At 60.3% G+C, this 615-nt stretch carries 1 protein-coding gene; it reads right to left on the reverse strand.

Annotated features, from left to right (window positions below; all coding sequences use genetic code 11):
* The coding region (locus HMPREF3101_RS09100) for a nucleotide sugar dehydrogenase (protein WP_246816717.1) at positions 1–615 on the reverse strand (615 nt) is incomplete at both ends.

Here is a 615-nt window from a genome sequence, read left to right on the forward strand (position 1 = left end):
TGTCCATGGCCTGCGGGTCATAGACGCGCACACTCGCACCCGCAAGTGAGAGCTGGCCTGCAACGGCAAGTGCCGGCGAGTCGCGCACATCATCCGAGTTCGGCTTAAACGCCGCACCCAGCACCGTGATGCGGGTACCAATCAGCGAGCCGAGCATCTCGCGCGCCAAGTCCACCACGCGCTGGCGGCGGCGCATGTTAATCGCATCCACCTCACGCAAAAACGTCAGCGCCTGGTCCGCACCAAGTTCGCCTGCACGCGCCATGAATGCGCGAATATCCTTGGGCAAGCAACCGCCACCGAAGCCTAAGCCAGCGCCGAGGAACTTGCGGCCAATGCGCTCGTCATACCCAATGGCATCCGCAAGCTGCGTGACATCCGCACCGACGATCTCGCAGACCTCGCTGACCGCGTTGATGAACGAGATCTTGGTGGCCAAAAACGCGTTCGCAGACACCTTCACCAGCTCGGCTGTCTGCAGGTCAGTGACAATAAACGGCGTGTTATTTGCAAGCGGAGTGGCGTAGACCTCACGTGCAACTTCTTCGGCTCGGGAATCTTTTGTGTGTACGCCAAGCACGATGCGGTCCGGCTCAATAGTGTCTTTCACCGCGT

Origin of the sequence: Corynebacterium sp. HMSC29G08, assembly GCF_001806875.1 — a bacterium.
Lineage (GTDB): Bacteria > Actinomycetota > Actinomycetes > Mycobacteriales > Mycobacteriaceae > Corynebacterium.